23 protein-coding genes are annotated in these 21825 nt (G+C 58.5%); 8 read left to right on the top strand and 15 right to left on the bottom strand.

Features of this window, described 5'->3' with window-relative positions:
• Positions 1-112 precede the first annotated feature (112 nt).
• The 6 genes from msrQ to ASC74_RS28630 all read right to left on the bottom strand — a co-directional run bounded on the left by msrQ (position 113) and on the right by ASC74_RS28630 (position 6095).
• Positions 113-733 (bottom strand): protein-methionine-sulfoxide reductase heme-binding subunit MsrQ, encoded by a 621-nt coding sequence (gene msrQ, locus ASC74_RS28655; protein ID WP_056746104.1) that lies wholly within the window; start codon positions 731-733, stop codon positions 113-115.
• Complete coding sequence (gene msrP / locus ASC74_RS28650; RefSeq protein ID WP_056746102.1) at positions 733-1746, bottom strand: protein-methionine-sulfoxide reductase catalytic subunit MsrP; 1014 nt, start codon at positions 1744-1746, stop codon at positions 733-735. Before msrP ends, msrQ begins: the two co-directional genes overlap by 1 nt.
• 63 nt (positions 1747-1809) lie before the next feature.
• Positions 1810-2667, bottom strand: a complete 858-nt coding sequence (pssA, locus tag ASC74_RS28645) for a CDP-diacylglycerol--serine O-phosphatidyltransferase (protein ID WP_056746100.1) — start codon at positions 2665-2667, stop codon at positions 1810-1812.
• A 144-nt stretch (positions 2668-2811) separates the two neighbouring features.
• Positions 2812-3828 (bottom strand): ketol-acid reductoisomerase, encoded by a 1017-nt coding sequence (gene ilvC, locus ASC74_RS28640; RefSeq protein WP_007948647.1) that lies wholly within the window; start codon positions 3826-3828, stop codon positions 2812-2814.
• Between the two features lie 48 nt (positions 3829-3876).
• On the bottom strand, positions 3877-4368 hold the full coding sequence (gene ilvN, locus ASC74_RS28635) for an acetolactate synthase small subunit (protein WP_003176102.1): 492 nt from the start codon (positions 4366-4368) through the stop codon (positions 3877-3879).
• 2 nt (positions 4369-4370) lie between these two features.
• Entirely contained in the window at positions 4371-6095 is a 1725-nt protein-coding gene (locus ASC74_RS28630; protein ID WP_056746111.1) for an acetolactate synthase 3 large subunit, read from the bottom strand.
• 400 nt (positions 6096-6495) lie between these two features.
• Between ASC74_RS28630 and ASC74_RS28625 the strand changes: the two genes are divergently transcribed.
• Positions 6496-6918 carry a DUF4124 domain-containing protein gene (locus tag ASC74_RS28625; protein ID WP_056746098.1) on the top strand — a complete coding sequence of 141 codons (423 nt, stop codon included), beginning with the start codon at positions 6496-6498 and terminating at the stop codon, positions 6916-6918.
• A gap of 18 nt (positions 6919-6936) precedes the next feature.
• Here the strand turns inward: ASC74_RS28625 and ASC74_RS28620 are convergent, their stop codons facing one another.
• Genes ASC74_RS28620 through mrcB form a run of 3 tightly spaced genes read right to left on the bottom strand, consistent with a single transcriptional unit; the run spans position 6937 to position 10347 of the window.
• Positions 6937-7272: a YqcC family protein gene (locus ASC74_RS28620; RefSeq protein ID WP_033054374.1), complete on the bottom strand. Its 336-nt coding sequence runs from the start codon at positions 7270-7272 to the stop codon at positions 6937-6939.
• Positions 7272-8006, bottom strand: a complete 735-nt coding sequence (locus ASC74_RS28615) for a tetratricopeptide repeat protein (protein ID WP_056746096.1) — start codon at positions 8004-8006, stop codon at positions 7272-7274. The genes ASC74_RS28620 and ASC74_RS28615 overlap by 1 nt, the downstream gene beginning before the upstream one ends.
• Positions 8007-8022: 16 nt before the next feature.
• Positions 8023-10347: a penicillin-binding protein 1B gene (mrcB, locus tag ASC74_RS28610; protein ID WP_056746095.1), complete on the bottom strand. Its 2325-nt coding sequence runs from the start codon at positions 10345-10347 to the stop codon at positions 8023-8025.
• 118 nt (positions 10348-10465) lie between these two features.
• Between mrcB and ASC74_RS28605 the strand changes: the two genes are divergently transcribed.
• The 4 genes from ASC74_RS28605 (at position 10466) to ASC74_RS28590 (ending at position 13792) form a co-directional block, all read left to right on the top strand.
• Entirely contained in the window at positions 10466-12022 is a 1557-nt protein-coding gene (locus ASC74_RS28605) for a bifunctional aminoglycoside phosphotransferase/ATP-binding protein (protein WP_056746093.1), read from the top strand.
• A gap of 91 nt (positions 12023-12113) precedes the next feature.
• On the top strand, positions 12114-12458 hold the full coding sequence (locus tag ASC74_RS28600) for a pentapeptide repeat-containing protein (RefSeq protein ID WP_008015079.1): 345 nt from the start codon (positions 12114-12116) through the stop codon (positions 12456-12458).
• Positions 12459-12703: 245 nt separating this feature from the next.
• Complete coding sequence (locus ASC74_RS28595) at positions 12704-12976, top strand: TfoX/Sxy family protein (RefSeq protein WP_003228231.1); 273 nt, start codon at positions 12704-12706, stop codon at positions 12974-12976.
• 15 nt (positions 12977-12991) lie between these two features.
• Entirely contained in the window at positions 12992-13792 is an 801-nt protein-coding gene (locus ASC74_RS28590; protein WP_056746091.1) for a Crp/Fnr family transcriptional regulator, read from the top strand.
• Between the two features lie 233 nt (positions 13793-14025).
• Here ASC74_RS28590 and ASC74_RS28585 read toward each other — a convergent pair whose 3' ends face one another.
• The 4 genes from ASC74_RS28585 to ASC74_RS28570 are packed head-to-tail and all read right to left on the bottom strand — an operon-like array spanning position 14026 to position 17570.
• On the bottom strand, positions 14026-14877 hold the full coding sequence (locus ASC74_RS28585; protein WP_056746089.1) for a ChaN family lipoprotein: 852 nt from the start codon (positions 14875-14877) through the stop codon (positions 14026-14028).
• 19 nt (positions 14878-14896) lie between these two features.
• Complete coding sequence (locus ASC74_RS28580; protein ID WP_046049394.1) at positions 14897-15664, bottom strand: heme ABC transporter ATP-binding protein; 768 nt, start codon at positions 15662-15664, stop codon at positions 14897-14899.
• On the bottom strand, positions 15664-16647 hold the full coding sequence (locus ASC74_RS28575) for a FecCD family ABC transporter permease (RefSeq protein WP_177338889.1): 984 nt from the start codon (positions 16645-16647) through the stop codon (positions 15664-15666). The genes ASC74_RS28580 and ASC74_RS28575 overlap by 1 nt, the downstream gene beginning before the upstream one ends.
• 50 nt (positions 16648-16697) lie before the next feature.
• Positions 16698-17570 carry a heme/hemin ABC transporter substrate-binding protein gene (locus ASC74_RS28570; RefSeq protein ID WP_056746083.1) on the bottom strand — a complete coding sequence of 291 codons (873 nt, stop codon included), beginning with the start codon at positions 17568-17570 and terminating at the stop codon, positions 16698-16700.
• A 166-nt stretch (positions 17571-17736) separates the two neighbouring features.
• On the opposite strand from ASC74_RS28570, the gene ASC74_RS28565 reads away from it, so the two are divergent.
• Positions 17737-18054, top strand: a complete 318-nt coding sequence (locus ASC74_RS28565) for a Rieske (2Fe-2S) protein (protein WP_046049391.1) — start codon at positions 17737-17739, stop codon at positions 18052-18054.
• Here ASC74_RS28565 and sfsA read toward each other — a convergent pair.
• Positions 18051-18764, bottom strand: coding sequence for a DNA/RNA nuclease SfsA (sfsA, locus tag ASC74_RS28560; protein ID WP_056746081.1), 714 nt, complete (start codon positions 18762-18764; stop codon positions 18051-18053). The genes ASC74_RS28565 and sfsA overlap by 4 nt on opposite strands.
• Complete coding sequence (locus ASC74_RS28555) at positions 18764-19936, bottom strand: pyridoxal phosphate-dependent aminotransferase (protein WP_056746079.1); 1173 nt, start codon at positions 19934-19936, stop codon at positions 18764-18766. Before ASC74_RS28555 ends, sfsA begins: the two co-directional genes overlap by 1 nt.
• Before the next feature lie 332 nt (positions 19937-20268).
• Between ASC74_RS28555 and dksA the strand changes: the two genes are divergently transcribed.
• Both dksA and gluQRS read left to right on the top strand, forming a co-directional pair.
• Complete coding sequence (gene dksA, locus ASC74_RS28550; protein WP_008153293.1) at positions 20269-20712, top strand: RNA polymerase-binding protein DksA; 444 nt, start codon at positions 20269-20271, stop codon at positions 20710-20712.
• Between the two features lie 200 nt (positions 20713-20912).
• A complete protein-coding gene (gluQRS, locus tag ASC74_RS28545) occupies positions 20913-21809 on the top strand; it encodes a tRNA glutamyl-Q(34) synthetase GluQRS (protein ID WP_056746077.1) in 897 nt (298 codons plus the stop codon).
• The last annotated feature ends 16 nt before the right edge of the window (positions 21810-21825 follow it).

Raw genomic sequence — 21825 nt, 5'->3', positions numbered from 1 at the left:
CAACTCGCTGTCGAAAACCGCGTAACTCATTGTTTACCAAGGAGTTTTCCGTTTCGACTGCGCCGGAAGTGGGGCGAATTATAGACTTCCAGAATCTGTCGTCAACCCTTAATTACGCTTTTCGTACAGAAGGTGTCTTTTTGGCTATTAATCGTGGGATTCGGCGGGTTACAGGGGGTAGTCGCAACACTAATAGCAATGTACCTATAGCGGCGTAAACCGCCCACTCCTTAAGATCAGCGCGCACGATCCACAACATATGCAGCAATCCAAGCCCGAGAACCACATAGGCAAGACGATGTAATTTCTTCCAGCTAGAACCCAAACGCCGCTGACTATAGCGATTTGAGGTCACCGCCAAGGCCAACAAACACAGAAACCCAAGCGCCCCGACAATAATGTACGGCCGTTTGCGCAACTCGACACCCAACTGCGACCAATCAAAGCCGAGAATGAAGGCCGTATAACCACTCAAATGCAAAACCACATAAGCGAAGCACCACAACCCCAGTTGCCGCCGAACAGCAACCCACCCCGCCCAACCGGTAAGCTTCTGCGCAGGTGTGATGCTTAACGTAATGAGCAGTAGGACAAGCGTCCCCAGCCCCAACCGGTCAACCAGCACCTTGCCCGGATCAGGCCCCAGCACATCCTCCCAGGCCTGATAAAACCAAAGCAGCGGCCAGACCGCAGCAGCTATAAAGACGCCAATTCGCCAAAACGGAAATCGCATCAGTAGTTCTTCCGCAAATCGAGCCCCGTATATAGAGAGGCGACTTCATCCGAGTAGCCATTGAACATCTGCGTATCCCGCACACTGGGCTTGAACAGCCCGCTCGGCAAACGTCGCTCACGCGCCTGAGTCCAACGCGGATGGTCGACCGCAGGATTTACGTTCGCATAAAAACCATACTCATCCGAGGCAATGCTCTGCCAGGTGGTTTTCGGCTGCTCACTCACCAGACTGATCCGCACGATGGATTTGATGCTCTTGAAGCCGTACTTCCACGGGACCACCAAACGCAGAGGCGCGCCGTTCTGATTAGGTAACTCCCGCCCGTACATACCCACGGCAAGAATCGCCAACGGGTTCATCGCCTCATCCAGGCGGAGCCCTTCCACATAAGGCCAGTCAATCAAGGCAAAACCGGAACGTTGCCCGGGCATGCTCTTGGGATCTTCCAGGGTTTCGAAGCGAATGAATTTGGCTTTGGAAGTCGGTTCGACTTCCTTGAGCAAGGCCGAGATGGGAAATCCGATCCATGGAATGACCATCGACCAGGCCTCTACACAGCGAAGACGGTAAATACGCTCCTCCAACTGATAAGGCTTCATGAAGTCTTCCAGTGCATACCGTCCCGGCTTACCCACCTCCCCGTCCACCACCACACTCCAAGGTTCGGTTTTCAGCGCGCCGGCGTTGGCGGCAGGATCACCTTTATCGGTGCCGAACTCATAGAAGTTGTTGTAATGGGTCGCGTCCTTGAATGGCGTGATCGCCTCATCCTTGACGTTGACCGCTCCCCATTTGGTAGCAGGCAGTTTTTCGGCAAACCAGGCAGGCGCCTTGCCTGGCTCGACATCCGCATAACGCGCAGCATCCTCCGCAGCCGCCCAACGCGGCAGACTGCTCACGGCCAAACCGGCAACGGCGGCACCGAGAACATTGCGACGAGATAGATAGAAAGATTCAGGCGTGACGTCCGACTCATGGCAGTCAGACGCTTTGGGGACTTTGATCAGCATGGCAACTCCGCAGCATTGGAGAACAGATGCACCAACAGACTGCGGAGTATGAGGGAAATTACATCACTCGGCGTTTTTGTGCCGACGAAGACGCAACAGGTACTGCACCGGTCCAGAAGCCGCATAAGCGAGGAAAACCAGCAGCAGGATGCGCGGCGGATCACTGAACACTACGGCAAACACCAACACCACCGCGAGGATGGCCACGAAAGGTACACGCCCTTTCAGATCCAGCTCCTTGAAGCTGTTGTACTTGATGTTGCTGACCATCAGCATGCCGGCGGCAGCGACCATCAGCGCAACCAGGAAGGACATCTTCGAACCCTGAATGCCGTAGTCACTGAATGCCCAGACAATGCCAGCAACCACACCAGCAGCAGCCGGACTGGCCAGACCAATGAAGTAGCGCTTGTCCGCAGTGCCAACCTGGGTATTGAAACGCGCCAGACGCAACGCCGCACCGGCCACATAAATGAAGGCAACCATCCAGCCGACCTTACCCATGTCGCCCAAGGCCCAACCGAACGCCAGCAATGCCGGCGCGACACCAAAGGCGACCATGTCCGACAGCGAGTCGTACTCGGCACCGAAGGCGCTCTGGGTATTGGTCATACGAGCAACGCGACCATCGAGGCCGTCGAGCACCATCGCGACAAAAATCGCGATCGCTGCAAAAGCAAAATACTTGCTCGCACCAATCGAATCACCGGCACTCAAGGCGCTCTGGGCGCTCATCGAGTTGATGATGGAATAAAACCCTGCGAACAGATTCGCAGTGGTAAACAGATTCGGCAGAAGATAGATACCACGATGCCGGACTTTACGACCTTCAGCGTCATGCCCTTCCTCGATGTGTTCATCGATGGGCAGCAGGCTTTCGGCGTCAGAAGCCTGGTTTGGCTCTTCGGGACGTTCGCTCATGGACATTACCTTGCAACGGGGTGGAAAGTTTGGACAGGTGTCTGGGACGACGGTTCGGCCGCAAACGATGCAGCTTTATACCAGAACCAGCCACCCAAACGAAAAAACGCGGCCTAGGCCGCGTTTTTCGTACAAGTGCGCGACTTAGTTTTTAGCTTTGTCGACGATCTTGTTGGCACCGATCCACGGCATCATGGAGCGCAGTTGCTCGCCGATGATTTCGATACCGTGAGCGGCGTTGTTACGACGCTTGGCGGTCATCGAAGGATAGCCGGTAGCGCCTTCGCTGATGAACATCTTGGCGTATTCGCCGTCCTGAATACGTTTCAGGGCGTTGCGCATGGCCTGACGGGATTCGGCGTTGATCACTTCCGGACCGGTCACGTACTCGCCGTATTCAGCGTTGTTGGAGATCGAGTAGTTCATGTTGGCGATACCGCCTTCGTACATGAGGTCAACGATCAGCTTCAGTTCGTGCAGGCATTCGAAGTAGGCCATTTCCGGCGCGTAGCCAGCTTCAACCAAGGTTTCGAAACCGGCTTTAACCAGCTCAACGGTACCGCCGCACAGAACGGCTTGTTCGCCGAACAGGTCGGTTTCAGTCTCGTCCTTGAAGGTGGTTTCGATGATGCCGGTACGACCGCCACCAACGCCAGCAGCGTAGGACAGTGCAACGTTTTTGGCGTTGCCGGAAGCATCCTGATAGATAGCGATCAGGTCAGGGATACCACCGCCTTTGACGAACTCGGAACGTACGGTGTGGCCCGGAGCTTTCGGCGCGATCATGATCACGTCGAGGTCAGCGCGCGGAACAACCTGGTTGTAGTGGATCGCGAAGCCGTGGGAGAAGGCCAGGGTGGCGCCTTTCTTGATGTTCGGCTCGATTTCGTTCTTGTACAGAGCGGACTGGAACTCGTCCGGGGTCAGGATCATGACTAGGTCGGCAGCCGCAACAGCGGAAGCAACGTCGGTCACTTTCAGGCCGTGAGCTTCGGCTTTGGCAACAGTGGCCGAACCTTTACGCAGGCCAACAGTAACGTCAACGCCGGAGTCTTTCAGGTTGCACGCTTGAGCGTGGCCTTGGGAACCGTAACCGATGATGGCAACTTTCTTGCCCTGGATGATCGACAGGTCGCAGTCTTTTTCGTAATAAACTTTCATGAAATTCCCCTATATATCCAGGCCGTTCAGGCCATTCGCTAATTTGGTTTAGATGCTGAGTACTTTGTCGCCGCGGGCAATGCCGGTTACGCCGCTGCGGACGGTTTCCAGAATCGAGGCGGTGCCAATGGACTGAATGAAGCTGTCGAGCTTATCGCTGGTACCGGTCAATTGAACGGTATACACGCTAGCGCTGACGTCAACGATCTGCCCACGATAAATATCGGTAGTGCGTTTGATCTCGGCGCGCTGGGCGCCGGTGGCCTTGACCTTGACCAGCATCAGTTCGCGCTCGATGTGAGCACTCTCCGACAGGTCGACCAGCTTGACCACTTCGATCAGCTTGTTCAGGTTTTTGGTGATCTGCTCGATAACTTCATCGTGACCAACCGTGGTCAACGTCAGACGCGACAACGTCGGGTCCTCGGTAGGTGCCACGGTCAGGCTTTCGATGTTGTAGTTGCGCTGCGAGAACAGGCCGACTACACGAGACAGAGCGCCGGGTTCGTTTTCCAGAAGCAAGGAAATAATGTGCCGCATGATTAAGTACGCTCCGTCTTGCTCAGCCACATATCGCGCATGGAGCCGTCTTTGATCTGCATCGGGTAGACGTGCTCGCTGGTGTCGACCGAAACATCGATGATCACCAAACGATCCTTCATGGCGAACGCTTCTTCCATCTTCGACTTCAAATCTTTCGATTCGGTGATGCGCACGCCGACGTGACCATAGGCCTCTGCCAGCTTGACGAAGTCAGGCAACGATTCCATGTAAGAGTGCGAGTGACGGCTGCCGTAACTCATGTCCTGCCACTGGCGAACCATACCCAGAACACCGTTGTTCAGGATGACGATTTTCACCGGTAAGCCATATTGCAGACAGGTGGACAGTTCCTGAATGTTCATCTGGATACTGCCCTCGCCCGTCACGCAGACGACGTCGTCATCCGGGAAGCTCAGCTTGATGCCCATGGCCGCCGGAAAACCGAAGCCCATGGTGCCCAGGCCGCCGGAGTTGATCCAGCGGTTCGGCTTGTTGAACGTGTAGTACTGCGCCGCAAACATTTGGTGCTGGCCCACGTCGGAGGCAACAAAGGCATCGCCCTTGGTGACTTCGCACAGGGTTTCGATCACGGTCTGCGGCTTGATGACGCTGCCGTCACCCTTGTCGTAAGGGAACAGACCGCGGTCACCGCGCCACTCATCAACTTGCTTCCACCAGCTGGCAACGGACTCCTTGTTCGGGGTCTCGCCGATTTCCTTGAGGATCGCGACCATTTCGGTCAGGACACTCTCGACCGGACCGACGATAGGAACGTCTGCCTTGATGGTCTTGGAAATCGAAGCCGGGTCGATGTCGATGTGAATGATCTTGGCATTCGGGCAGAACTTGGCCGGGCCGTTGATCACGCGGTCGTCGAAACGAGCGCCGACTGCAAGGATCACGTCGGCATGGTGCATCGCCAGGTTAGCGGTGTAGCTGCCGTGCATGCCGAGCATGCCGATGAACTGACGGTCGGTGCCAGGGTAGGCACCCAGACCCATCAGGGTATTGGTCACTGGCAGGTTGAGCATCTTCGCCAATTCGGTCAGCGGCGCGGAGCCGCCACCGAGAATCACGCCGCCGCCTGCATACATCACAGGACGCTTGGCCGCCAGGAGCATTTCTGCCGCCTTGCGGATTTGCCCGGAGTGACCGCGAACGGCCGGGCTGTAGGAACGCAGCTTGGCTTTTTTCGGGAAGATGTATTCGAACTTCTCGGCCGGGTTGGTCATGTCTTTCGGGATATCGACAACGACCGGACCAGGACGACCGGATTGCGCGAGGTAGAACGCTTTCTTCATGACTTCCGGGATTTCCGACGCGTGCTTGATCATGAAGCTGTGCTTCACGATCGGCCGGGAGATACCGATCATGTCGGTTTCCTGGAACGCATCGGTGCCCACCATGTTGCTAGGCACCTGGCCGGAAATGACCACCATCGGAATGGAGTCCATGTAGGCCGTGGCAATACCGGTGATGGCGTTGGTTGCGCCCGGGCCGGAGGTCACCAGTACCACGCCGGCTTTACCGGTGGCACGGGCATAGCCGTCAGCCATATGGGTCGCAGCCTGTTCGTGACGAACCAGGATGTGGGTCACTTCCGGTTCTTTGAACAGGGCATCGTAGACATGAAGAAGAGCACCACCCGGGTACCCGTAGATATATTTGACGCCTTCGTCACGCAAAAAGCGGACGAGCATCTCACCGCCAGATAAAAGCTCCACGTTGTTCACCTCTAAAACGCCAGAATACCGCCCACATAAAAGAGGACGGGTCTTAATAGGTTTACTTCTCAGCAGAGCATGAGCGACGGTGGTCGCCGACTACGTCAGCACTGACTGAGCAAGTATTGGGATCGTCCCAAGTGTTGCGGGCCTTTCCCACCCAGCGCGAGGTAACGCGTTGCGGGTGTAACAGGTCGGCGCGGATGTGCGCCTCATGATCTGCTGAGCGGGCCTGCTTCTGGCAGTCCCTCTACAGCGGACTTTGGATTCTTCTGTTTCGTCCTCTCCAAGTCAAGTCGTCTATGTGCTTTATTGAACTAAGCACATGAGAAAGCAAGAAAAAACCGCTAAACAGCAACTGTGTTAGCTTCAATTGCGCAACCCAATACAAGGAAATGGCATGCGAACGTTTTTCCTGACCGTCAGCCTGCTGATTGGCATCAGCCCTTTGTGCATGGCCGCTCAGATCTACAAATGGGTCGACGCCCAGGGCGTTACCCACTTCGACGCCCAGCCACCCCAAGACCGGGAAGCCACCACCGTGGTCACGCCCTCCTCGCCTGCCGGCAACCAGACTCCGCCGCCACGCAGCGGTGCCATTGGTGATCAACAGGCTATCGACAACAAAGTGAAAAAACAGGTCGCCGAGCAGCAAGCCCAGCTGAAGGAATTCTGCGAACAGGCGCGAACGAACCTGGCTCAACTGCAGAACAATCCGCGAATACGGGAGGATGTCGAAGGCGAGATGCGCCGCCTGACCGACCAGCAACGTCAGGAGCGCATTAGCGAAGCACAGAAACAGATTGCGGATAACTGCCAGTAGACACTGGCCGCCTCCGGTTTAGCGGGAGGCGGTGATCAGTAGATCAAACTCTTTGAGCAGCACCTGCAACTGCCGGTCCTTGCCCTGAACATTACGGGCGGCGAAGACCATTTCGGCCATCTCCTGAATTCCCGAAGCGTTTGGTAAAGGCAGATCCTGCTCGAGGATCACCTTCATCCGCGGAAGGAAGATCCATTGCAGCCACTGCTCGAAATCCAGCGTGTCGACCGAGAAGGGTTCGACGCTGGAAAGCGCTTCGGCGGAGGGCGAGACCTCGTCCCACCAACCCTGAACCCGCAGCTCGCGCTCGATCAATAGCAACTGTTCGGCAATCTTCGGAAAGCGTGCGTCCATCACAGCGAAACCTTGGCCTTCTGACGGGCCAATGCTGCGCCAGCAGAATCACCCTGTTTCTCACGTGCCTGAGCGATCAATTCCCACAGACTGGCCTGAAGTGCCGAACGACCGTTGGCGAAGGTCAGGCCACGACGAGCAAACTGCTCGGCTTGTGGTGCATCGCCTTGAGCCATGCGCACCTGAGCCAGACGATAAAGCACTTGCGGCTCACGCGGCGCAACACGCTGGGCGCGCTCGAGGCTGGAGGAAGCACCGTTGAGATCACCGCTCGCCTGTTGCTGCTGAGCGGTAGTCAGCAAGGCCAGAACCGGACCGTCCAATTGCTCGTCGGCAGACAAGCCACCAGAGCTCGCCGAAGGAATCCCGCTCGGCGTCGACGGCATGCTGTAGCTGCCCTGATTGATCGGTGCCGACTGAACCGGCGAAGTATCGATCGGCCCCGGGGTGATCGGGCCTGGTGTGATCGGCGCAGTGCTGATCGGGGCCGACGTCACTGCACCACCACCTGGCACCATCACGACGACGCCGGTATCACCTTGTGGAATCGCCTGAGTCTGGGCTTGCGCAGGACGTTTAGTCGTCGTCTGACGGAAACCGCCATTCGCCGAAATCCGTTCACTGTTCGAAACCGCGCTACCGGAATCCACAACCGGAATCGAACCGCGTTGTACGGAGGAGCAACCGCTGAGCAAAGCCACGGCGGTAACCGCTGGAATCAACCACTTGTTCACTTGAAACCCTCTTTGCTTAATTCATCCAGCCCTTGACCCAATCCATCACCGTTTCGCCGGAAACAGGGCTTTCGCCACCGCAAGCGGCACCGGGAGGCGGTTCGCTGCCGCGAATATACGGCATCTGCACCGCACCTGGGCAGTTGGCATCAGAGCCTTGTCCGGTACGCGAATCGACCCAGGCCTGAACAATGTTGTCTGGCTGCGGCATGTCCAGCGGCAACGGATCGGCCTTGCGCATGAAACTGGTCCAGACCTGCAGCGCACCGGTGGCACCGGTGAACGGTGTCTTGCCGTTGTCATCGCGACCCAGCCAGACCACTGCCAGCAGGTCCTGACTGAAACCGGCAAACCAGCTGTCCCGCGAATCGTTACTGGTACCGGTCTTGCCGGCCAAGGTCAGGGTTTTCGGCAATACGTTGTAAACAGAACTGCCGGTACCTTCACGCATCACCCGCTGCATGGCGCTCTGGATCAGGTAAATGGAGGCTGGATCGAAACGTTGCTGAATCTGGAACGGATAACGCTTGAGCGGTTCGCCTTCAGCGGTCAATACGCTACGGATCCCGCGCATCGGCGTATTGAAACCACCGTTGGCCAGGGTCTGGTACATGGTCGCCACTTCGATCGGGGTCAGACCGCCAGCCCCCAGCAACATCGACGGGAACGCCGGGAATTCACGACTCACACCGAGACGCGCCAGGGTCTTCAGGACATTCGGTACGCCCACCGCCAACCCGAGACGCGCGGTCGACAGGTTGTAGGAATGTGCCAGCCCCTGATACAGAAATACGGTGCCATGGGAGCGGCGATCGTAGTTCTGCGGTTTCCAGACTTGACCGTCCGCGCCTTTGACCGAGAAGGAATCGTCCGACAGCCAACTGGTCAAGGTGTACTGACTTGGCTTCTCAAGGGCTGTCAGATAAACCGCCGGTTTGATCAAAGAGCCGATCGGTCGCACAGCATCCAGCGCCCGGTTGAAGCCGGCAAAACTCGCCTGACGACTGCCGATCATGGCCTGGACTTCACCGGTTTCCGGGTTGGTCACGACCATGGCCGCTTCGACCTCATCGGAACCCTTGCGCCCGGAGAGTCTCTTGAAGGTGTCGTTGACCGACGCCTCGGCTTTCATCTGCAGGATCGGGTCGAAACTGGTGAAGATCCGCAGACCTTCTTCGGTCAAGTCTTCGTCGCGATAGTCTTCGCGCAGCTGACGCTTGACCAGGTCGAGGAAGCCGGGGAACGAGCTGTCCGCCAGCTTGCCGCGAGTCGTCACACCCAGTGGCATTTTCTTCGCAGCAGCGACCTGATCGGCGGTGGCAACACCTTGTTGCTCAAGTACATCGAGCACGAGATTACGCCGTTCAAGCGCCCGCTCAGGGTTGCGACGAGGGTTGTAATAGGACGGCCCCTTGACCATGCCCACCAGCATCGCGACTTGATGCAGCTTCAGTTCAGACAACGGCTGCCCGAAGAAAAACTGGCTTGCCAAGCCGAAACCGTGCACCGCGCGCTGCCCATCCTGACCGACGAACACTTCATTGAGGTAAGCCTCAAGAATTTCTCGTTTGTCGTAATGCAGCTCAAGCAACATCGCCATCATGGCTTCGGTGAGTTTACGGGTCAGGCTGCGTTCGCTGGTCAGGTAGAAGTTCTTGACCAATTGTTGCGTCAGCGTACTGCCGCCCTGGGTCATCTTGCCGCCAGAGGTGTTGACATAGATGGCGCGGGCAATCGACTTGGGCGACACGCCCCAGTGGCTGTAGAAATCCCGGTCTTCCACAGCGACCAGAGTTTCCAGCAGATACGGCGGGACCTGATCAATTTTGATCAAAATGCGATCTTCGAGATTTTTCGGGTAAATCCCGCCAATCAGTAGCGGTTCCAACCGCACCACAGAGAGTTTCGAACCGTTGGTCGCCGAAAGTTCGGCCACGTAGTCGCCAGAGAAACGTACCCGTACTGGTTGCGCTTGCTCCATGCCTTCATAGAACTGGAAGCCACGGGTATTCAAGTCGACGGTATTGCCGCTGACCGCCGCCGCGCCGGGTCCATTGCTCACGCTTTCACGTCGATAGCCCAAGGCATCGAGTTCAGTTAGAAAGTCGTCCTTGCTGAGCTTTTGTCCGACGAACAGCTCCAGCGGGCGCGCGTACACCTTGGCCGGAATGGTCCAGCGCTTGCCGGAGAACTTCTCCTGGACGATCGCGTCGAGGTAAACCGCGAACCCGGCCAGCACCACAAGGCCGACCAGACTGAGTTTAAGGGCCCAGCCCAGCCAGGGGCGCAGGCCCTTGGAAGGTGGTTTTTTTGGGGTGCGGGGGGATCGAGTACGAGTCATGGCGGCGGATTATACGCACTTTATTCATACTCAACAGGAGCCCTCCGAGGTTTGCGTCAGACGGACTTGCGGCCATAATGACGGCCGTGAATTTTCCCCAGACTCTGAAGGATCGCCTGTGAGCCAGTCCCTGATCGCTGCCCTGCAAAACCCGGCCCTCTACCCGCATCCCGTAGACGGGTTCCAGGTCATCGAAACCCATATTTCCTGGGTAATCCTCACCGGCCCCTTTGCTTATAAAGTGAAGAAGCCCGTGAATTTCGGCTTCCTGGATTTCACCAGCCTCGACGCCCGCAAGCATTTTTGCGGGGAAGAGCTGCGTCTTAACCAGCGCCTGACCAACGATTTGTACCTCGAAGTGTTGCCAATCACTGGCAGCGCCGAAGCCCCACAATTGGGTGGCGAGGGCCCGGCCGTCGATTACGCACTGAAAATGCGTCAATTCCCACAGAGCCAGCTGCTCAGCACGCTGCAAGCCAACGGCGAATTGACTACCGCGCACATCGACGAGATGGCCGCGCAGATCGCCCAATTCCACCTCAGCGCACCGAAAGTGCCTGCCGAACACGAAGCCGGCACGCCGGACAGCGTGATGGCACCCGTACGCCAGAACTTCGAACAGATCCGCCCGTTCCTCAGCGACAAGGCCGACCTGCTGCAACTGGATGCGCTGCAAGCCTGGGCCGAAAGCAGCTTCGAACGCCTCAAGCCACTGTTCGCCCAGCGCAAGACCGAAGGTTTCATTCGCGAATGCCACGGTGACATCCACCTGGGCAACGCCACCGTGATCGACGGCAAGGTCGTGATCTTCGACTGCATCGAGTTCAACGAACCGTTCCGCTTCACCGACGTTTATGCCGACACCGGCTTCCTGGCGATGGACCTGGAAGACCGTGGCCTGAAGAGTCTGGCGCGCCGCTTCATCAGCCAGTACCTGGAACTGACCGGCGATTACCAGGGCCTTGAGTTGCTGAACTTCTATAAAGCCTACCGCGCACTGGTTCGCGCCAAGGTCAGCCTGTTCAGCATGCCGGCCGAGGCCGACCCGGTGCAGCGAGCCACTACCCTGCGTCAGTACCGCAATTACGCCAACCTGGCGGAAAGCTACAGCACCATTCCTTCGCGCTTCATGGCCATCACCCACGGTGTTTCTGCCGTCGGCAAGAGCCACGTGGCCATGCGTCTGGTGGAAGCGTTGGGCGCCATTCGCCTGCGCTCCGATGTAGAGCGCAAACGTCTGTTCGGCGAGCAAACAGTGCCAAACGACCCTCAGGCCGGCATCTATACCGCCGACGCCAGCGCCGCCACTTACACCCACCTGCATGAAATTGCCGCGGTGATCCTGCGTGCGGGCTTCCCGGTGGTAGTCGATGCGACTTACCTCAAGCGCGACCAGCGTGACGGCGCAGCAAAAATCGCCGAAGCCACTGGCGCGCCATTCCTTATCCTCGACTGCAATGCGCCACAAGCGGTGATCGAGAGCTGGCTGGCCCTGCGTCAGGCAGACAAAAAGGACCCGTCCGACGCCAACCTGGCCGTAATCGAAGCCCAACAAGCCACTCGTGAGGCCCTGACGCCGGCAGAGATTCTCTGCAGCAAACGCGTTCAGACCAATGAAAGCGGAACCCTCGACACAGTCGTTGCACAGATCCGCCAGCGCCTGCCGGGTCTGTAAGAAACTATTTCAGCCGTGAAGCCTTCGCCGGCTTCACGGCTGCCAAATAGTGGCACTATACTGGCGTCATAAAACCAACAGGTGATGTGACATGAGCCAGCCGAAACTTCTCGACACCCCGCTTTATGCGTTGCTGCACAAAGACGACATCACAGGTTTCAACAACGAGCGCCCGAAAGACGGACCTATCGACATGGTCGGTGGCGATTTCCGGGGTCTGGACCTGCGCGAATTGAACGCCGACGGCGTCGACTTTACCGATGCCTATTTCCGCTCCGCCGACTTGCGCGGCATCGACTTTCGCAATGCCTCCCTGGAAGGCGCGAGCCTGGCTCACGCACAGATCTCCGGCGCCTACTTCCCGCCAGAGCTGAGTGCTGACGAGATCCTGATGTCGATGAATTTCGGTACACGCCTGCGTTATCGCACCCGCTAAAAGCGACTTTTAACTGACCCGTTCGGCGCCCCCGCTTTGCGCTGGACTCTGGGCATGGTTTGCCCGGAAACCTGATTCCACCGCCCTCTCTTCCTACCGCACTCGCAGACTTTCACGCAGCTTCAGGACTTCTCTTCTTAGAAGCTTTTGCGTCGAAACCGACCAAACAATCACGCTTTTCCTACTGATGGCTACACTCCTGAGAAGCTCGCCCACGCACCGTTCGGCCGTCGCAAGGAGGCTTGATGAATGATGAACTGCAGCACCTGAAGAATCTTGGCAAGACGTCGGCGCAGTGGCTGCATGCCGTGGGCATCCACAGCGCCTCGGACTTGCGTCGCCTGGGGGCGGTGGATGCTTATCGCGCCGTGCGCACGCGCGGGTTTCGGGCGTCCAAGGTGTTGTTATATGCCATCGAAGGTGCGCTGATGGATGTGCACTGGAACGACATTCCCGCCGAGCGCAAGGACGCCTTGAACAAACAGCTGGAAGCTATCTCGTCACGTCACAAAAACTGAACGGACGCAGCTGCCATGTACCTACTTGGGGAACAACCGGCTTACGCCGACGCGCTGATCAACCGACTGCAACATATTCCCGTCCGGCTGCTGGAAGGTTTGATGCCGTGCGGACCCACCCTGGAATTTTCAGCCGTCGATGATCTGGCCGTCCTGTTACCCGGCAATCAACTGTTTGTGCTGAACAATGGCCTGTTGCATGGATGCATCGACGAACGGGCGTTGTTCTATCTGCACGAGGGAGATCTGATCGGCTTGCGCCAAGGCACGGAACTGCCCCGCTGCCGGTTTCGCAGCGATAGCCCTTTGGCTCTGACGCCTTATCTGCGCTCCGAGGTTTTTCAGCATATCTATGCCGACCCGGAGCGTTCGGAGCTGTTCCTTCAATACATGGCCGGTCAGTCCGCCCTGCTGTCCGACGCACTCGCCCGCCTGAAACAACCTGAGTTTCGAAGCACCAATGGTTTTCAGCGCGTGGCCAGTGGCGAAGTGTTGATCCGTCAGGGCGAAGACGCGGATCACGTATTCGTCATCATTGATGGTCACGCCGAAGCCTTTGTCGACGGGCACAAAGTCGGCGATGTACCCAAGGACGAGATTTTCGGCGCCATGGCGGTGTTCACCGGCGAGAAGCGTAACGCCAGCGTGATCACCAGCGAGCCCAGCACTGTCATGCTGATCCCCAAGGACCAGTTTCTCAGCCTGACCCAAAGCAATCCGAAGATCGCCCACAGTCTGATCGAGAGCATGGCCCGACGTATCGACCTGCTGAACAAGCAGCTCATTCAGCTGAGCTTGCTCAACCGCACAGGCTGAAACCCAATGATTACGGGCGCTTCCAGTGAACGGACAGCGCATTTCAAATAATTGAGAAATCAGCGGTTGACTTGGTAATGAGAATCGATATGATTATCACAACTGGTCGCGAGACTGGTCGATATTTGAAAAGCCCTTGGTTCGGACTCTCAGATATCTCCTCATCAGGCTAATCACGGTTATTTGACCCGGCTCTTGCCGGGTCTTTTTTTGCCTGGAGAAAAGTCGTTCGATCACTTGCCAAATTGCTTACGCATTTGCGCGCAGTAATCCTGCGGCGGCGTGGCAGGCGTGTACCAGACATAATCAGCCATGGCCGGTGTGACCTCGCTGCCCTGCTCCGCCAGCATCAACACCGCAGGCGTCTGAGACTCTCCCAGATCAAGCACATGAATCGGCACGCCGACATCCTTGCGCGCATGGTAAGCGCCGGCAAACAGCAGTGAAGGCGTGGGTGCCGCCAGCAAGCGCTCGGCCATCCGTCGGTCGCGTTGCTGCTGAACCGCCAGCATCGCCGGCATCTGCGATTCGGGCAGCAGACCACAGTGGGAGTCGCTGACCTGCTTCAGCAACTCGTCTTTGACTGAAGCAGCGTTGGAGCGCGAACCGCTCAATGTCGGAGGGTTAGCGTAAACGGCACGGACTTCAAGCGTGTCCAGATTGGCTGCCAGCAGCGGATATGGCTGGGTCAGGGCGAAACGAACGATCGGCCCGTATAGATTCCAGTCCCAGCCAGACTGCCAGACTAATGCACCGGGTAAATCCGCCGGTGGTGTCGAAGCGTGACGAACATCATCAACACGCAGCTGTTGATCCGGCGTGAGCATTTCCAGCAGCAGACTGCCTTGAGGTCGCCGCTCACCCAGCGACTGCAATAACCACAACTGCAGTTCATGGTGATCGCGATTGTCATGTTGCTCGCCCACGATCACCCGTGAAGGCGTCTCCAACTGCGCAACCAGCTCCTCTGCCGTGAGGGTCTGACCGCTGCGCAAGTCCCGAATCTCGCCCACAACCGGCGGCGGAGTCGAAACATGCTGACAGGCACTCAGCATCAGCAAGGCCAGCATCAAAATCCCACGCATGTTTTCACTCCCTAAAAACTCAGCGGGCGATGATCAGCGGATGCCCACGCTCCGGGTGCTGCTGCACCAGCACTTCCAGCCCGAACACGGCCTTCAGTGGTTCCGGGCGCAACACCTGCTCCGGCGTATCGAGCGCCACCGGGCGCCCGCCTTCAAGCAGTAACAGGCGATCACAATAGCGCGCTGCCAGGTTCAGATCATGCAGGATCACCAGCACCGCCGCGCCGCGATTGGCGAACTCGCGTACGGCTTGCAACGTAGTGTGTTGATGAAGCGGGTCGAGCATCGACGTTGGCTCATCGAGCAACAACGTTTGCCCCGCTTCGCCCGGCCAGAGCTGCGCCAAAACCCGAGCCAGATGCACCCGCTGACGTTCGCCACCGGACAAGGCCAGATAGCTGCGGCCACTCAAATGCCCGGCATCGGCAGCGTGCAATGCGGCGGCAACAATCTCGTCATCGCGAACCCGACCGCTTTGATGCGGCAAGCGGCCCATGCCGACCACTTCTTCGACACGAAAGGCGAAGTCCAGGGTCGAGACCTGCGGCAATACCGCCAAGCGCTGCGCTCTCAGCGTCCCGGCCCATTGATTCAACTCACGGTCGTCAAGCCAGACACTGCCGTGATCGGCATGCAACTCGCCGCACAAGGCGCCGAGCAAGGTGCTTTTACCGGCGCCGTTAGGTCCCAGCACTCCGAGGACTTCGCCCGGTTTGAGCTCAAGCGTGATGTCCGTCAGGACAATCTTTCGGCCTCGACGGATTTGCAGATTTTGCGTTCGCAACATCAGGCACGCCCTCTGAGCAATAAATACAGAAAGAACGGCGCACCGATGAAAGCCGTGACGATCCCGATCGGCAATTCAGCCGGCGCCAGGGCCAGTCGCGCCACCAGATCGGCAAACAACAAAAGACTGGCCCCCGCCAATACTGACGCAGGCAACAGCACACGATGATCGGGGCCCGCCAGCAATCGCACCAGATGCGGCACCACCAGACCCACAAACCCGATCATCCCCGCCGCTGCCACCGCAGCACCGACACCCAACGCCGTGCAAAACACCAATTCGCGCTTGAGCCCTTCGACGTCGATACCCAGGTGACCGGCCTCCGACTCACCCAGCAACAACGCATTCAAGGCTTTGGCCCGACGCGGCAGCCACAACGCCACGCCGGCACTGATCAGCAGCAACGGCCAGAGCCGCGAATAGCTGGCGCCATTGAGGCTGCCCAGGTTCCAGAACGTCAGGGTGCGCAGCGTCGCGTCATCCGCCAGATAGGTGAACAGCCCCACGGCGGAGCCGGCCAGCGCAGTCAACGCAATACCGGCCAACAGCATGGTCGCAACATGGGTCTGCCCGTTGCGCCGGCCCAGTCGATACACCACCGCGGTCACGCCGAGCCCGCCGAGAAACGCGCACAGCGATAACAGATAAGGCCCGAAGGATTCGGGCAGTCCGCCGAATACCGAGCCACCGACAATCGCGATCGCCGCGCCCAATGCCGCACCGCTGGAGACGCCGACCAGCCCCGGATCAGCCAGAGGATTTCGAAACAACCCCTGCATCGCCACGCCGGACAATGCCAACACCCCTCCCACGGCCAAACCTAACAAGGTTCGCGGCAAGCGAATTTGCCCGAGGATCAGTTCGGCCTGCTCCAGTCCGTCGGGCGCGATCGGCACCCCCACCAGCCGCAGGGCTGCGCGCAAGGTGTCGAACAACGGCAAGCTCACCGGCCCAAGCGCCAACGACAGCCAGATGGCCAGCAAACACAGCAGGATCAGACCAATGAATAAAGCGCGGGGTTTAACCAGGATGGTCATTGGCCGGCCGAACCGGGGTAGAAAGCGTCAGACAGTTTTTTCAGCGCATCGGGTAGCCGCGGCCCCAAGCCCCCCACCAACAAAGTCGGATCAAGCTCCATGACTCGCCCGTCCTTGGCCGCGCGGGTCGAGGACAGGACCGGGTTCTCCTTGAACAACGCCGCACGGGCGGCATCGCCGGTCAGTGCGCGATCGGCAAACACCAGCACCTTGGGATCCAGGCTGACCAGGGATTCGACAGAAAAGGGTTTGTAGCCGGTATGCGTGGCCAGATTGTGCCCGCCGGCGTGTTGCAGCAACCAATCGGCGGCAGTGTCCTTGCCGGCGATGAGCGGTTTGCCGCCTGCGTGGCCCAGCAACAACAGCACACCAGGCGATTTCTCCTTCAACTGTGCCTGAGCGACCCGGATCTTTTGTTGATCGAGTTGCTGTTGATAAGTCTGAAACACCTGCGAAGCCTGATCTTCAGCGCCAAGCAACTTGCCCAGACGCTGCAAATTGCCCTGTAACGTCAGCAGATCCGGCTGGGCCGAGAACAGTTCGACCTGCACGCCTGCGCTGCGAACCTGCGAAAGCACCGGTGGCGGTCCCATTTCCTCGGTGCCAACCAGTATCTGCGGGCGTAAGCTCAAAAGGCCCTCCGCCGACAATTGCCGCTGATACCCGATGCTTGGCAATGCCTTGAGCGATTCCGGGTGCTGACTGGTGGTGTCGACACCGACCAGTTTCGATTCACCGCCCAGCGCGCTGATCCATTCCGATAAAGCTCCACCGGCACTGACCCAACGTTGTGGCAACTCGGCCGCTGCGGCGTGGTGGCTGACGAGGAGTCCGACACAGAGCGCAGCAACGCGGGTACTCAGGCGCATAAACAGCTTCCTTTAAGGGTTTTCCCGGGCATCGAGATGTCAGGCCAAGTATCCTCGGCATCTGGCACCTGAACCCGACAGGCAAGGCAGCCATTTGATAATTGTTTGCATTTGAACGTCAAGCTCGGACATATCCAGTCACGAGCTGCAGGACTTGAGGATAGACATGAAGTTTCTTTGTGCAGGCGTTGAGCTGGCCGATGCCAGCAGCCGCGGTTTCGACATCGACGGCCAGAAGCTCTTTGCCGTGCGCCGTGACGGCCAGGTTTACGTCTACATCAATCGCTGCCCGCACCGTGGTGTCGGACTGGAATGGAAGCCCGACCAGTTTCTCGACCCCAGCAACAGCCTGATCCAGTGCGCGACCCACGGCGCACTGTTTCTGATCGAGGACGGCGAATGCGTCGCCGGCCCTTGTGCCGGGCAGTCACTGACCACCGTCGCCTGCCGCGAAGACGAGCGAGGGATCTGGGTCAGTCTTTAGCCGTTGAGCAACACGTCCAGACGCCGATTGACTAGCATTTCTTCGTGGGTCAAGTGCACGCCATAGGCCAGCACCTCGACCCCGCACGACACCGCCTCACGCAAGGCTGCGGCGTAGGCCGAATCGATTTCTTCTGCCGGACGCACAGCGTCGATGCCGGTGAGATTGACGCAATACAACTGCACCGCACGAATTCCGTCCCGGGCCAAATGCGCCAGTTCGCGCAAATGCTTGGCCCCGCGCTGGGTCACTGCATCGGGAAATGCCGCTACCAATGAGCCATCGAAGCCCAGGGTGACACTTTTGACTTCGACATAAGCCGGCCCGCTCGGGTAATCGAGGCGGAAATCGATGCGGCTGCTTTCCTGACCGTAGGCCACTTCGCGCTTCAACTCGGTAAAGCCGTTCAACTCGGTGATGACACCGGCTCGCAGTGCCTCTTCGATCAAGCCGTTGGCCCGTCCGGTGTTCACACAAAACAAGCGTCCCTGCGGGGTTTCGCCGACTTCCCAAGTACCGGGCAACTTGCGCTTGGGATCGTTGGAACGGCTGAACCAGACCTGTCCGCCTTCGACCTGGCAATTGAGCATCGAACCGGTGTTCGGGCAGTGAATGGTCAGCAACTCGCCGCTAACGGTTTCGATATCGGCGAGAAAACGCTTGTAACGACGAATCAAACGGCCTTCTTCGAGGGGAGGATGAAAACGCATCAGCCTTGCCAGCTCTTCAAGCCGCGCGCAATCCGCTCGACCGCTTCCTGTAGGCGCGGAAGACTTTGGGTGTAGGCAAACCGCACATGGTGGCCAGCCTGAAAACGACCGAAGTCCAGACCCGGAGTAATCGCCACGTGTTCGGTTTCGAGGAAATGTCGGCAGAACGCGAAGGCATCGCCGCCGAACTTGCTGATATCGGCATACAAGTAGAACGCGCCTTCAGGCTCAACGGCGATACCAAAGCCCAGCTCTCGCAGGGCTGGAAGCAGGAAATCCCGACGACGGCCAAATTCGGCGCGACGCTCTTCCAGGATACTGATCGTGGCCGGTTCGAAGCAGGCCAGAGCAGCGTGCTGAGCCATGCTCGGGGCGCTGATGTAGAGGTTCTGTGCGAGTTTCTCCAGCTCACCGACCGCCGCTTCAGGCGCCACCAGCCAACCCAGTCGCCATCCCGTCATGCCGAAATACTTGGAAAAACTATTCAGTACAAAGGCACTGTCATCGACCTCCAGCACGCTGGCCGCATCGGTGCCGTAAGTCAGACCGTGATAGATCTCGTCCACCACCAGATGACCGTGGCGCTGCTTAATCGCGGCAGACAGGCCCGCCAGCTCATCACGGGTCAGGATCGTCCCGGTCGGATTGGCTGGCGACGCCACCAGGGCGCCGACGCTGTCTTGGTCCCAATGGCGCGCAATCAGGTCCGGCGTGAGTTGATAGCGCACGTCCGGACCTACAGGAACAAGCTGCGCCGCGCCTTCCACCAGCCGCAAAAAGTGCCGGTTGCACGGATAGCCTGGGTCCGCCAGCAGCCAGTGCTTGCCCGGATCCACCAACAAGGCGCTGGCCAGCAGCAGCGCACCGGAACCGCCAGGCGTGATGAGGATTCGTTGCGGGTCGATGTTCAAACCGTAACGCTGCTGATAAAACCCGGAAATGGCCTCACGCAACTCGGGAATGCCGCGCGCGGCGGTGTAACGGGTCTTCCCCGCCGTCAATGCGGCCTGGCCGGCCTGAATGATCGGCTCGGCGGTGGTGAAGTCGGGTTCACCGATTTCCAGGTGGATTACGTCGTGGCCAGCGGCTTGCAGTTCATTGGCCCGCGCCAGCAGCGCCATGACATGGAAAGGTTCGATCGCGCGACTGCGGGCACTGTAGGACTGAGCCATTAGCCTTCCTTCAACGGGGAAAAAAACTGATTCTACCCAAGCGCAGGAACGAGCGAGAACCTAAAGCGGTCAGACCGTTATAACGCTGGTCTCAAACGACTCAAGCGAGTGTCTCAGGTTTGACTAAAATCAATAATTGATCAGGTCTCCAGCACCGCCAGACAAGGCTTTGCAATCATTTGCAAGCACAGCGGGCCACTACCTCGACATCCGGGAGTAGCGCGGTCCGATTTGATCTGGTAAGTTCGCCCGCTTGCAGCCGCAGGGCCGGCAGGTGTCGGTGATGGAGCAATCCTGCGCAATGGATTACAAGAGTAGAGGCGGTCTATTTCATGTCCACCCAAGCAAAGCAACAACAGAACCAGTCGATCAGCGGCTTCGAACCCTACAAAGAAGTGAAGGGCGAGGAGTACATGGGCAAGCCCATGCGCGCTCACTTCACCAAGATCCTGAATAAGTGGAAACAGGACTTGATGCAGGAAGTCGACCGTACTGTTGATCACATGAAAGACGAAGCGGCCAACTTCCCGGACCCGGCAGACCGTGCCAGCCAGGAAGAAGAATTCAGCCTCGAGCTGCGTGCCCGTGACCGCGAGCGCAAGTTGATCAAAAAGATCGACAAGACGCTGCAACTGATCGAAGACGAAGAATATGGCTGGTGCGAGTCCTGCGGCGTCGAGATCGGCGTCAAGCGACTGGAAGCCCGCCCTACCGCCGACATGTGCGTTGACTGCAAGACCCTGGCGGAAATCAAGGAAAAGCAAGTCGGCAAGTAATCTCGACTTGAACTAAAAACGGAGCGTGCGAACGCTCCGTTTTTGTTTCTGACATTCGCCACGGCATAAAACCTGTGGGAGCGGGCTTGCTCGCGAAAGCGGTGTGTCAGTCAGCATAATTGTTGAAGCTGATGACCCCTTCGCGAGCAAGCCCGCTCCCACAGAGACTTGCGCATGACCAGACAAAGTAAACTTGCCCCATGACCGCCATCACCTCCCCCACCTACATCGGGCGCTTTGCCCCCACGCCCAGTGGACATCTGCATTTCGGTTCGCTGGTCGCAGCGCTGGCCTCGTACCTCGACGCGCGCTCGGTGGGTGGCCGTTGGCTGATGCGCATGGAAGATCTCGATCCGCCACGGGAAGAGCCCGGCGCTCAAGCGGCGATCCTTAAAGCCCTGGAAAGCTACGGTTTCGAGTGGGATGGCGAAATGGTCCGACAGAGTGACCGGCACGATGCCTACGCCGAAGTCCTCAATCGCCTGTTCAATCGCGGTCTGGCCTACGCGTGCACCTGTTCACGCAAAACACTTGCGCCCTATCACGGGATTTATCCCGGGCTGTGCCGCAATGCCGGCCATGGCACTGAAGACGCCGCGATTCGCCTGCGGGTCCCCGAGCTGGAATATCACTTCATCGACCGGGTGCAAGGCGAATACCGCCAACACCTGGGCCGGGAGGTCGGCGATTTCGTGATCCGTCGCCGCGACGGGCTCTACGCCTATCAATTGGCGGTGGTGCTGGACGATGCCTGGCAAGGCATTACCGATATCGTCCGCGGCGCCGACCTGCTCGACTCCACGCCGCGCCAGCTCTACCTGCAAGAACTGCTCGGCCTGCCGCAACCGCGTTATCTGCATATCCCGCTGATCACCCAACCAGATGGCAACAAGCTCGGCAAGTCCTATCGTTCGCCGCCGTTGACCGAAGATCAGGCAACCCCCTTGTTGCTGCGTGCGTTGCGCGCATTGGGGCAGAATCCCGGTGCCGAACTGGCTTACGCCACCCCACGGGAAGTGTTGAACTGGGGCATCGCCCACTGGGATGCAGCGTTGATCCCGCGCACACTCAACCTGCCCGAAGCGCAACTACAGTGATCACACTTGCAGTGGC

This window comes from Pseudomonas sp. Root329, from assembly GCF_001424925.1.
In the GTDB taxonomy this organism is placed as follows: Bacteria; Pseudomonadota; Gammaproteobacteria; order Pseudomonadales; family Pseudomonadaceae; genus Aquipseudomonas; species Aquipseudomonas arabinosi.
This window is presented reverse-complemented; position numbering and strand designations above follow the sequence as displayed.

Excerpts from the sequence above, each read along its gene's own strand:
- sfsA (WP_056746081.1), bottom strand. The coding sequence starts at position 18,764 with ATGCGTTTTCATCCTCCCCTCGAAGAAGGCCGTTTGATTCGTCGTTAC.
- msrQ (WP_056746104.1), bottom strand. The coding sequence starts at position 733 with ATGCGATTTCCGTTTTGGCGAATTGGCGTCTTTATAGCTGCTGCGGTC.
- ASC74_RS28585 (WP_056746089.1), bottom strand. The coding sequence starts at position 14,877 with ATGCGTGGGATTTTGATGCTGGCCTTGCTGATGCTGAGTGCCTGTCAG.
- ASC74_RS28600 (WP_008015079.1), top strand. The coding sequence starts at position 12,114 with ATGAGCCAGCCGAAACTTCTCGACACCCCGCTTTATGCGTTGCTGCAC.
- ASC74_RS28570 (WP_056746083.1), bottom strand. The coding sequence starts at position 17,570 with ATGCGCCTGAGTACCCGCGTTGCTGCGCTCTGTGTCGGACTCCTCGTC.
- ilvN (WP_003176102.1), bottom strand. The coding sequence starts at position 4,368 with ATGCGGCACATTATTTCCTTGCTTCTGGAAAACGAACCCGGCGCTCTG.
- ASC74_RS28555 (WP_056746079.1), bottom strand. The coding sequence starts at position 19,936 with ATGGCTCAGTCCTACAGTGCCCGCAGTCGCGCGATCGAACCTTTCCAT.
- pssA (WP_056746100.1), bottom strand. The coding sequence starts at position 2,667 with ATGAGCGAACGTCCCGAAGAGCCAAACCAGGCTTCTGACGCCGAAAGC.
- gluQRS (WP_056746077.1), top strand. The coding sequence starts at position 20,913 with ATGACCGCCATCACCTCCCCCACCTACATCGGGCGCTTTGCCCCCACG.
- ASC74_RS28580 (WP_046049394.1), bottom strand. The coding sequence starts at position 15,664 with ATGTTGCGAACGCAAAATCTGCAAATCCGTCGAGGCCGAAAGATTGTC.
- msrP (WP_056746102.1), bottom strand. The coding sequence starts at position 1,746 with ATGCTGATCAAAGTCCCCAAAGCGTCTGACTGCCATGAGTCGGACGTC.
- dksA (WP_008153293.1), top strand. The coding sequence starts at position 20,269 with ATGTCCACCCAAGCAAAGCAACAACAGAACCAGTCGATCAGCGGCTTC.
- ASC74_RS28620 (WP_033054374.1), bottom strand. The coding sequence starts at position 7,272 with ATGGACGCACGCTTTCCGAAGATTGCCGAACAGTTGCTATTGATCGAG.
- ASC74_RS28595 (WP_003228231.1), top strand. The coding sequence starts at position 12,704 with ATGAATGATGAACTGCAGCACCTGAAGAATCTTGGCAAGACGTCGGCG.
- ASC74_RS28590 (WP_056746091.1), top strand. The coding sequence starts at position 12,992 with ATGTACCTACTTGGGGAACAACCGGCTTACGCCGACGCGCTGATCAAC.
- mrcB (WP_056746095.1), bottom strand. The coding sequence starts at position 10,347 with ATGACTCGTACTCGATCCCCCCGCACCCCAAAAAAACCACCTTCCAAG.
- ASC74_RS28625 (WP_056746098.1), top strand. The coding sequence starts at position 6,496 with ATGCGAACGTTTTTCCTGACCGTCAGCCTGCTGATTGGCATCAGCCCT.
- ASC74_RS28565 (WP_046049391.1), top strand. The coding sequence starts at position 17,737 with ATGAAGTTTCTTTGTGCAGGCGTTGAGCTGGCCGATGCCAGCAGCCGC.
- ilvC (WP_007948647.1), bottom strand. The coding sequence starts at position 3,828 with ATGAAAGTTTATTACGAAAAAGACTGCGACCTGTCGATCATCCAGGGC.